The 9,293-nt window shown below is 70.5% G+C and carries 3 protein-coding genes and 2 pseudogenes; 4 read left to right on the top strand and 1 reads right to left on the bottom strand.

All coding sequences use genetic code 11. The annotated features are described in order from the left end of the window. A pseudogene (locus tag BM536_RS22475) lies at positions 1-861 on the bottom strand (ADP-ribosylglycohydrolase family protein); the annotation flags it as partial. 312 nt (positions 862-1,173) lie between these two features. Between BM536_RS22475 and BM536_RS22470 the strand changes: the two are divergent. From BM536_RS22470 to BM536_RS22455, 4 genes and pseudogenes are all read left to right on the top strand, one after another. Then, complete coding sequence (locus tag BM536_RS22470; RefSeq protein WP_073496014.1) at positions 1,174-1,905, top strand: VIT1/CCC1 transporter family protein; 732 nt, start codon at positions 1,174-1,176, stop codon at positions 1,903-1,905. Positions 1,906-2,286: 381 nt separating this feature from the next. Next, a pseudogene (gene gltB / locus BM536_RS22465) lies at positions 2,287-6,881 on the top strand (glutamate synthase large subunit). After that, positions 6,874-8,337, top strand: coding sequence for a glutamate synthase subunit beta (locus tag BM536_RS22460; protein WP_073496016.1), 1,464 nt, complete (start codon positions 6,874-6,876; stop codon positions 8,335-8,337). The pseudogene gltB and the gene BM536_RS22460 overlap by 8 nt, the downstream one beginning before the upstream one ends. Positions 8,338-8,496: 159 nt before the next feature. Then, positions 8,497-9,225: a vWA domain-containing protein gene (locus BM536_RS22455; protein WP_073496040.1), complete on the top strand. Its 729-nt coding sequence runs from the start codon at positions 8,497-8,499 to the stop codon at positions 9,223-9,225. Positions 9,226-9,293: the final 68 nt, after the last annotated feature.

The following is a 9,293-nucleotide window of genomic DNA, read 5'->3' as shown; positions in this document are numbered from 1 at the left end:
GGACCCCTGCCGGCGCGCGCCAGGCGCCCGCCACCGCGGCCGTCCGTGTCGGCGTCGCGGCCCATGTTGACGGCCGTGAGGACGGACCGGGAGAAGTCGCCGTCGGCCGCCGCGTACGCGCCGAAGGCGAGGGCTACGGCCTCGGGGGCCAGATCGGTCCACGGGTAGCCGCCGATGACGACGGCGGAGCGGACCGCGCGTTCGCCGTGGTGGGCGACCGCGACCGCGCGGCGCAGGGAGCGGGCCGTCCAGGAGTCGTCGGGGATCACGGCCAGGGCGGCGGCGACCACGGCGACGGTGGGCGCTCCCGCCATCGCGGCCGCGACGCCCGCCGCGACCGCCTGCCGCCGTAGATGCCCTCGCCGTCGTGGCTGACCGAGCCGTCGATCGCGACGAGGCGGGCCGCCTCGGTCGGGCGGCCGCGGCGAAGACGCCGAAGGGGGCGGCGCGCATCGCGAGGCCGTCGCTCCAGGCGTGCCGGTGCTGGGCGGAGATGGGCGCGGCCAGGCCCCGGCGGAGGTTCTCCAGGGTGCCGCGTTCGCTGAAGCCCGCCCCGCGGAAGCGGCCCTCGTCGCGGTCGGCGATCCAGGTGTGCCAGGCCGCCTCCACGTCGGCCGGGGTCAGCGCTGAGCCGTGCCGGGCCAGCAGCAGGCCCGAGAAGATCGCGTACTCGGTGTCGTCGGTGCCGGCCGGCCGGTCGGTGACGTAGCCCGTGACCCGGCCCCAGCGGGCGCGGATCTCGGAGGGCTTGAGGTTCTCGGCCGGTGCGCCGAGGGCGTCTCCGACGGCCAGGCCGAGCAGTGCGCCGCGGGCCCTTTCGCGGAGGTCGGTGGCGTCCCCCGGCGCCGGGACCGGGGGCATGCAGACGATCGATGCCATGGGGGGCCTCTCCTCCGGGGGGCGCGCACGGGTGCGAGCCCTTTGCGGATGTGTCCCACCGTCGGCGGTTGACCTGAGCCTCCGGAGCCGTCATGTCACCCGGTCGACATCTGTGCAGGATGCCGATCGAATGAGCGAATGACGGTAAAACCGCAGGTTAGCCCAGCCTTTCCTTCCTGGCGGGGAGGAATGGCTGGGCGTATTCTGGGTGTTGTCAAAATATGGAATGAGTCCAAAGAGGGCTGTCCGGGTCGAACGTCCGGGCGGCGCGCAGACGTTTTTCTGGAGATCGGCATGGCTCTCATCGAGACCGAGGCGGCGCTGCACGAGGCGCACCGGGACAACCACACCCACCGGGACGTGAGCGGCGGCTGGCTGCGGCCGGCCGTCTTCGGCGCGATGGACGGCCTGGTCTCCAACCTGGCCCTGATGAGCGGTGTCGCGGGAGGGGCGGTCGAGCGGCAGACCATCGTGCTGACCGGCCTCGCGGGTCTCGCCGCCGGTGCCTTCTCGATGGCCGCCGGCGAGTACACCTCCGTGGCCTCGCAGCGCGAACTGGTCGAGGCCGAACTCGACGTCGAGCGGCGTGAGCTGAGAAGGCACCCGAAGGACGAGGAGGCGGAGCTGGCCGCGCTCTACGAGGCCCGCGGCGTCGAACCCGGTCTCGCCCGGCAGGTCGCCTCCCAGTTGTCGCGCGACCCCGAGCAGGCCCTGGAGATACACGCCCGCGAGGAACTGGGCATCGACCCCTCCGACCTGCCCTCGCCGCTGGTCGCCGCCGGGTCCAGCTTCGGCGCCTTCGCGCTGGGCGCCCTGCTGCCGGTGCTGCCGTATCTGCTCGGCGCGACGCGGTTGTGGCCGGCCGTACTGCTCGCGTTGCTCGGACTGTTCCTGTGCGGTGCGCTGGTGGCCCGGGTGACCGCGCGGACCTGGTGGTACAGCGGGCTGCGGCAGCTCGCCCTCGGTGCTGCGGCGGCCGGTGTGACGTACGCCCTGGGCGGTTTCTTCGGAACGGCCGTAGGATAGGGCGGCTGCTACTTATGCGATGGGCCGCATAAGTAGCCGTTACTCGCTGGTTTCGAACGCTTAACCACCGGGCATGAGCCGTAAGCGCTGTGGGCAATGAGGCTCGCGGCGCACTCGCGGGGTGGGCTACGACGCCCCCTCCGCCCCGCGGACCGACAGGCGCCGATCTGACCGATGGTGTCCGGTTCGGTCCCCACATACTTTCAGCCGCTTCCGCGGCACCCCGCCGGCACCCCACGGCGTCCGCATGTTGGAACGGAGTATCCGGTTCCCGAGAACCGCTCCATCATGTAACCTGCACGAAATTTTGCACCTACGCAGAGGGCCAACGTCGTCCCTTCGCCAGCAGATATGCCACTTGAGACGACGACGGGAGAGCCGATGCGTACGCCGCGCCAGCCGTCCCAGCATTCCGCGAATGGCCAGAACTGGTCTTTCATGGATGCTCGCCCTGCTGCGCAGGGTATGTACGACCCCCGCAACGAGCACGACGCCTGCGGCGTCGGCTTCGTGGCCAACCTCACCGGCGAGGCGAGCCACACGCTGGTCGAGCAGGCGCTGACCGTTCTGCGCAACCTCGAGCACCGCGGCGCCACCGGCTCCGAGCCGGACTCCGGCGACGGCGCGGGCATCCTCACCCAGGTCCCCGACGCGTTCCTGCGCGAGGTCGCCGGATTCGAGCTGCCCGAACCCGGCGGTTACGCCGTCGGCATCGCCTTCCTGCCCGAGGACGGCCTCCAGGACGCCGTCTCGCGGATCGAGACGATCGCCGCCGAGGAAGGCCTCACCGTCCTCGGCTGGCGCGACGTCCCGGTCGCCCCCGACCTCCTCGGCGCCACCGCCCGCTCGACCATGCCCGCCTTCCGCCAGGTCTTCGTGACCGACGGCGCCTCGAAGGGCATCGACCTCGACCGCGGCGCGTTCGTGCTGCGCAAGCGCGCAGAGCGCGAGGTGGGCGTCTACTTCCCCTCGCTGTCCTCGCGGACGATCGTCTACAAGGGCATGCTGACCACCGGCCAGCTCGAGCCCTTCTTCCCGGACCTCTCCGACCGCCGCTTCGCCTCGGCCGTCTCGCTCGTCCACTCGCGCTTCTCGACGAACACCTTCCCGTCGTGGCCGCTCGCACACCCCTACCGTTTCGTCGCGCACAACGGTGAGATCAACACCGTCAAGGGCAACCGCAACTGGATGGCGGCCCGCGAGTCCCAGCTCGTCTCCGACCTCTTCGGGGACCAGGAGCGCATCGACCGCGTCTTCCCCATCTGTACGCCGGACGCCTCCGACTCGGCGTCCTTCGACGAGGTGCTCGAGCTGCTCCACCTCGGTGGCCGCTCGCTCCCGCACTCCGTGCTGATGATGATCCCGGAGGCGTGGGAGAACCACGACTCCATGGACCCGGCCCGCCGCGCCTTCTACCAGTTCCACTCCAACCTGATGGAGCCCTGGGACGGCCCGGCCTGCGTCACCTTCACCGACGGCGTCCAGGTCGGCGCGGTCCTCGACCGCAACGGTCTGCGTCCCGGCCGCTACTGGGTCACCGACGACGGCCTCGTCGTCCTCGGCTCCGAGGTCGGCGTCCTCGACATCGACCCGGCGAAGGTCGTCCGCAAGGGCCGCCTCCAGCCCGGCCGGATGTTCCTCGTCGACACCGCCGAGCACCGCATCGTCGAGGACGACGAGATCAAGGCCCAGCTCGCCGCCGAGAAGCCGTACGCCGAGTGGCTCGAGGCCGGCGAGATCGAGCTGAGCGACCTGCCCGAGCGTGAGCACATCGTGCACACGCACGCCTCGGTCACCCGCCGCCAGCAGACCTTCGGCTACACCGAGGAAGAGCTGCGCATCCTGCTCGCGCCGATGGCCAAGGCGGCCGCCGAGCCGATCGGTTCCATGGGCACCGACTCGCCGATCGCCGCGCTGTCCTCCCGCCCGCGGCTGCTCTTCGACTACTTCACCCAGCTGTTCGCACAGGTCACCAACCCGCCGCTGGACGCGATCCGCGAGGAGCTGGTCACCTCCCTGCGCTCCGCGCTCGGCCCGCAGGGCAACCTGCTCGACCCGAGCGCCGCGTCCTGCCGCTCCGTCGTGCTGCCCTTCCCGGTGATCGACAACGACGAGCTGGCCAAGCTCATCCACATCAACGCCGACGGCGACATGCCGGGCTTCAAGGCCGCGACCCTCTCCGGCCTGTACCGGGTGCACGGCGGCGGGGACGCGCTGGCCGCGCGGATCGAGGAGATCTGCGCCGAGGCCGACGAGGCCATCGAGAACGGCGCCCGCCTCATCGTCCTGTCGGACCGCCACTCCGACGCCGAGCACGCGCCGATCCCGTCGCTGCTGCTCACCGCGGCCGTCCACCACCACCTCATCCGCACCAAGCAGCGCACCCAGGTGGGCCTGCTGGTCGAGGCCGGTGACGTCCGCGAGGTCCACCACGTGGCCCTGCTGATCGGTTTCGGCGCCGCCGCCGTCAACCCGTACCTGGCGATGGAGTCCGTCGAGGACCTGCTGCGCGCGGGCACCTTCCTCAGCGGCATGGAGCCCGAGCAGGCGATCCGCAACCTGATCTACGCCCTCGGCAAGGGCGTCCTGAAGGTCATGTCCAAGATGGGCATCTCGACCGTCGCCTCCTACCGCGGTGCGCAGGTGTTCGAGGCCGTCGGTCTCGACGACGCCTTCGTCGCGAAGTACTTCAACGGCACGGCCACCAAGATCGGCGGCGTCGGCATCGACGTCATCGCCAAGGAGGTCGCCGCCCGCCACGCCAAGGGGTACCCGGCCAGCGGCATCGCCCCTGCCCACCGCGCGCTGGACATAGGCGGCGAGTACCAGTGGCGCCGCGAGGGCGAGCCGCACCTGTTCGACCCGGAGACGGTCTTCCGCCTCCAGCACTCCACGCGTGCCAACCGCTACGACATCTTCAAGATGTACACGGACCGGGTGAACGAGCAGTCCGAGCGCCTCATGACGCTGCGCGGTCTGTTCGGCTTCAGCTCGGGCCGGGAGCCGATCTCCGTCGACGAGGTCGAGCCGGTCAGCGAGATCGTCAAGCGCTTCTCCACCGGCGCCATGTCGTACGGCTCCATCTCCAAGGAGGCGCACGAGACCCTCGCCATCGCCATGAACCAGCTGGGCGGCAAGTCCAACACCGGTGAGGGCGGCGAGGACGCGGACCGGCTGTACGACCCGGCGCGGCGTTCGTCGATCAAGCAGGTCGCCTCCGGCCGCTTCGGCGTCACCTCCGAGTACCTGGTCAACGCGGACGACATCCAGATCAAGATGGCGCAGGGCGCCAAGCCCGGCGAGGGCGGCCAGCTGCCCGGCCACAAGGTCTACCCGTGGGTCGCCAAGACGCGTCACTCGACGCCGGGCGTCGGCCTCATCTCGCCGCCGCCGCACCACGACATCTACTCCATCGAGGACCTGGCTCAGCTGATCCACGACCTCAAGAACGCCAACCCGAAGGCCCGCATCCACGTGAAGCTGGTCTCCGAGGTCGGCGTCGGCACGGTCGCGGCCGGTGTGTCCAAGGCGCACGCGGACGTCGTGCTCATCTCGGGTCACGACGGCGGCACCGGCGCCTCCCCGCTGACCTCGCTCAAGCACGCGGGCGGCCCCTGGGAGCTGGGCCTCGCCGAGACCCAGCAGACCCTGCTGCTCAACGGCCTGCGCGACCGCATCGTGGTGCAGGCGGACGGCCAGCTGAAGACCGGGCGTGACGTGATCATCGCCGCGCTCCTCGGCGCCGAGGAGTTCGGTTTCGCGACCGCGCCGCTCGTCGTCTCCGGCTGCGTCATGATGCGCGTCTGCCACCTCGACACCTGCCCGGTCGGCATCGCCACCCAGAACCCGGTGCTGCGCGACCGGTTCAACGGCAAGGCCGAGTACGTGGTGAACTTCTTCCAGTTCATCGCGCAGGAGGTCCGCGAGCTGCTCGCCGAGCTGGGCTTCCGCTCGATCGAGGAGGCCGTCGGCCACGCCGAGGTCCTCGACGTCGAGCGGGCCGTCGACCACTGGAAGGCCCAGGGCCTGAACCTGGAGCCGCTGTTCCACGTGCCGGCGCTGCCCGAGGGCGCCTCCCTGCACCAGGTCATCGAGCAGGACCACGGCCTGGAGAAGGCGCTCGACAACGAGCTGATCAAGCTCGCCGCCGACGCGCTGGCCGTGGACTCCGCGACCGACGCCCAGCCGGTGCGCGCCCAGGTCGCGATCCGCAACATCAACCGCACGGTCGGCACCATGCTCGGCCACGAGGTGACGAAGAAGTTCGGTGGCGCGGGCCTGCCCGACGACACCATCGACATCACCTTCACCGGCTCGGCCGGCCAGTCCTTCGGCGCCTTCCTCCCGCGCGGTGTCACGCTGCGCCTGGAGGGCGACGCCAACGACTACGTCGGCAAGGGCCTCTCCGGCGGCCGGGTCATCGTCCGCCCGGACCGGGGCGCCGACCACCTCGCCGAGTACTCGGTGATCGCGGGCAACACCATCGCGTACGGCGCGACCGGCGGCGAGCTGTTCCTGCGGGGCCGGACGGGCGAGCGGTTCTGCGTCCGCAACTCCGGCGCGACGGTCGTCTCCGAAGGCGTGGGCGACCACGGCTGCGAGTACATGACCGGCGGTCACGCGGTGGTCCTCGGCGAGACGGGCCGCAACTTCGCGGCCGGCATGTCCGGCGGCGTCGCCTATGTGATCGACCTGAACCGCGACCACGTCAACTCCGGCAACCTCGGCGCCATCGAGGAACTGGACGACACCGACAAGGCATGGCTGCACGACGTGGTGCGCCGCCACGCGGAGGAGACCGGTTCGACGGTCGCCGAGAAGCTGGTCGCCGACTGGGACGCCTCCGTGGAGCGCTTCAGCAAGATCATCCCCAGCACGTACAAGGCAGTGCTCGCCGCCAAGGACGCCGCCGAGCGAGCCGTCTCTCCGAGACCGAGATCACCGAGAAGATGATGGAGGCGGCGACCAATGGCTGATCCCAAGGGCTTTCTCAACCACGGCCGCGAGGTCGCCAAGTCCCGCCCGGTCGAGGAGCGCCTCAAGGACTGGAACGAGGTCTACGTCCCCGGCTCGCTGCTGCCGATCATCGGCAAGCAGGCCAGCCGGTGCATGGACTGCGGCATCCCGTTCTGCCACAACGGCTGTCCGCTGGGGAACCTGATCCCCGAGTGGAACGACTTCGCGTACCGCGAGGACTGGTCGGCGGCGTCCGAGCGCCTGCACGCCACGAACAACTTCCCGGAGTTCACGGGTCGACTGTGCCCCGCTCCGTGCGAGTCGGCGTGTGTGCTCGGCATCAACCAGCCGCCGGTCACCATCAAGAACGTCGAGGTCTCGATCATCGACAAGGCGTGGGAGACCGGTGACGTCGCCCCGCAGATCCCGGAGCGGCTGTCCGGCAAGACGGTCGCGGTCATCGGCTCGGGCCCGGCGGGTCTCGCCGCCGCCCAGCAGCTGACCCGGGCGGGCCACACCGTCGCCGTCTACGAGCGCGCGGACCGCGTCGGAGGTCTCCTCCGCTACGGCATCCCCGAGTTCAAGATGGAGAAGCGGCACATCAACCGCCGTATCGAGCAGATGCGAGCGGAGGGCACCCGCTTCCGTACGGGCATCGAGATCGGCCGCGACCTGAAGGGCACCGACCTGAAGAAGCGGTACGACGCGATCGTCATCGCGGCCGGCGCCACGACCGCCCGTGACCTCCCGGTCCCCGGCCGCGAACTCAAGGGCGTCTACCAGGCCATGGAGTACCTGCCGCTGGCCAACAAGGTGCAGGAGGGCGACTTCGTGACGCCCCCCATCTCGGCCGAGGGCAAGCACGTCGTGGTCATCGGCGGTGGCGACACCGGCGCGGACTGCGTGGGCACCGCCCACCGCCAGGGCGCGGCCTCGGTCACGCAGCTGGAGATCATGCCCCGCCCCAACGAGGAGCGGAACCCGGTCGCCCAGCCGTGGCCGACCTTCCCGATGCTCTACAAGGTCACCAGCGCTCACGAGGAGGGCGGCGAGCGGGTCTACTCCGTCTCCACCACCCACTTCGAGGGCGACGAGGACGGCAACGTCCAGTGGCTGCACCTCACCGAGGTGGAGTTCGTCGAGGGCAGGTTGACCCAGAAGCCGGGCACGGAGCGCAAGATCCCCGCGCAGCTGGTGACCCTCGCCATGGGCTTCACCGGCACGGACCGGGAGAACGGTCTGGTCGAGCAGTTCGGCCTGGAGCTGGACGAGCGGGGCAACATCGCCCGCGACGCCGACTTCCGGACGAACGTGCCGGGCGTGTACGTCGCCGGTGACGCCGGCCGCGGCCAGTCCCTCATCGTGTGGGCGATCGCGGAGGGCCGCTCGGCCGCCCGCGGCGTCGACCGCTTCCTGACCGGAGCCAGCGACCTGCCGGCCCCGATCCGGCCGACCGACCGTTCCCTGATGGTCTGACGGCCGGTCACCGAGCGTCCCGTACAAAGGCGTACGGGCGGGATGTGGCGGGGGCCCACCAGCCCCCGGACACCCCCCGAGACGGCGTCTGCCCCACTGTCCCCGACCGGACGACCGGGCAGGCGCCGCCGCATGTCCCGGTGTGGGATGGTGTGGCCCATGGTCGCGATCAGTCTCAGCAAGGTCCAGGAGACGGCCCCCGCGCTGGTCAGCCTGTACAAGAGCGCCGGGGTGTCCCTCACGAAGCACGGTCTGGACGGGCAGCGGGCCGCCGTCTACCTGGTCGTGGACTATTCGGGCTCGATGAAGCCCTACTACAAGGACGGCAGTGTGCAGGCGCTCGCCGACCGGGTGCTGGGTCTGTCGGCGCACCTCGACGACGACGGGCGGGTGCCGGTGGTGTTCTTCTCCACCGACGTGGACGCCGTCTCCGACATCGCGCTCGCCGACCACCAGGGCCGGGTGGACCGGATCGTGGCCGGTCTCGGGCACATGGGGAAGACCAGCTACCACCTGGCGATGGACGCCGTCATCGACCACCATCTCGACAGCGGTTCCCGCGAGCCCGCCCTCGTCGTCTTCCAGACCGACGGCGGTCCGATCAACAAGCTCGCCGCCGAGCGCTATCTGTGCAAGGCCTCGACGCTGCCGCTGTTCTGGCAGTTCATCGGCTTCGGGGACAAGGACAGCAAGCAATTCGACTTCCTGCGCAAGCTCGACGACCTGCCCGTGCCGCAGAAGCGGGCCGTCGACAACGCCGGCTTCTTCCACGCGGGCACCGATCCGCGCGCGGTGTCGGACGCGGATCTGTACGACCGTCTCGTGGGCGAGTTCCCCAAGTGGCTGGTGGCGGCGCGGGCGCAGGGGATCGTGGGCCCAGGCCGCTGAGCCGGACCGCCTGCGTCAGATTCCCTGGGTCGGGCCGCTGAGCCGGACCGCCTGCGTCAGGTTCCCTG

The organism is Streptomyces phaeoluteigriseus (genome assembly GCF_001896135.2).
Taxonomy (GTDB): domain Bacteria; phylum Actinomycetota; class Actinomycetes; order Streptomycetales; family Streptomycetaceae; genus Streptomyces; species Streptomyces phaeoluteigriseus.
The sequence above is the reverse complement of the archived record's forward strand: the minus strand, read 5'-3'. Positions and strand labels throughout refer to the sequence as shown.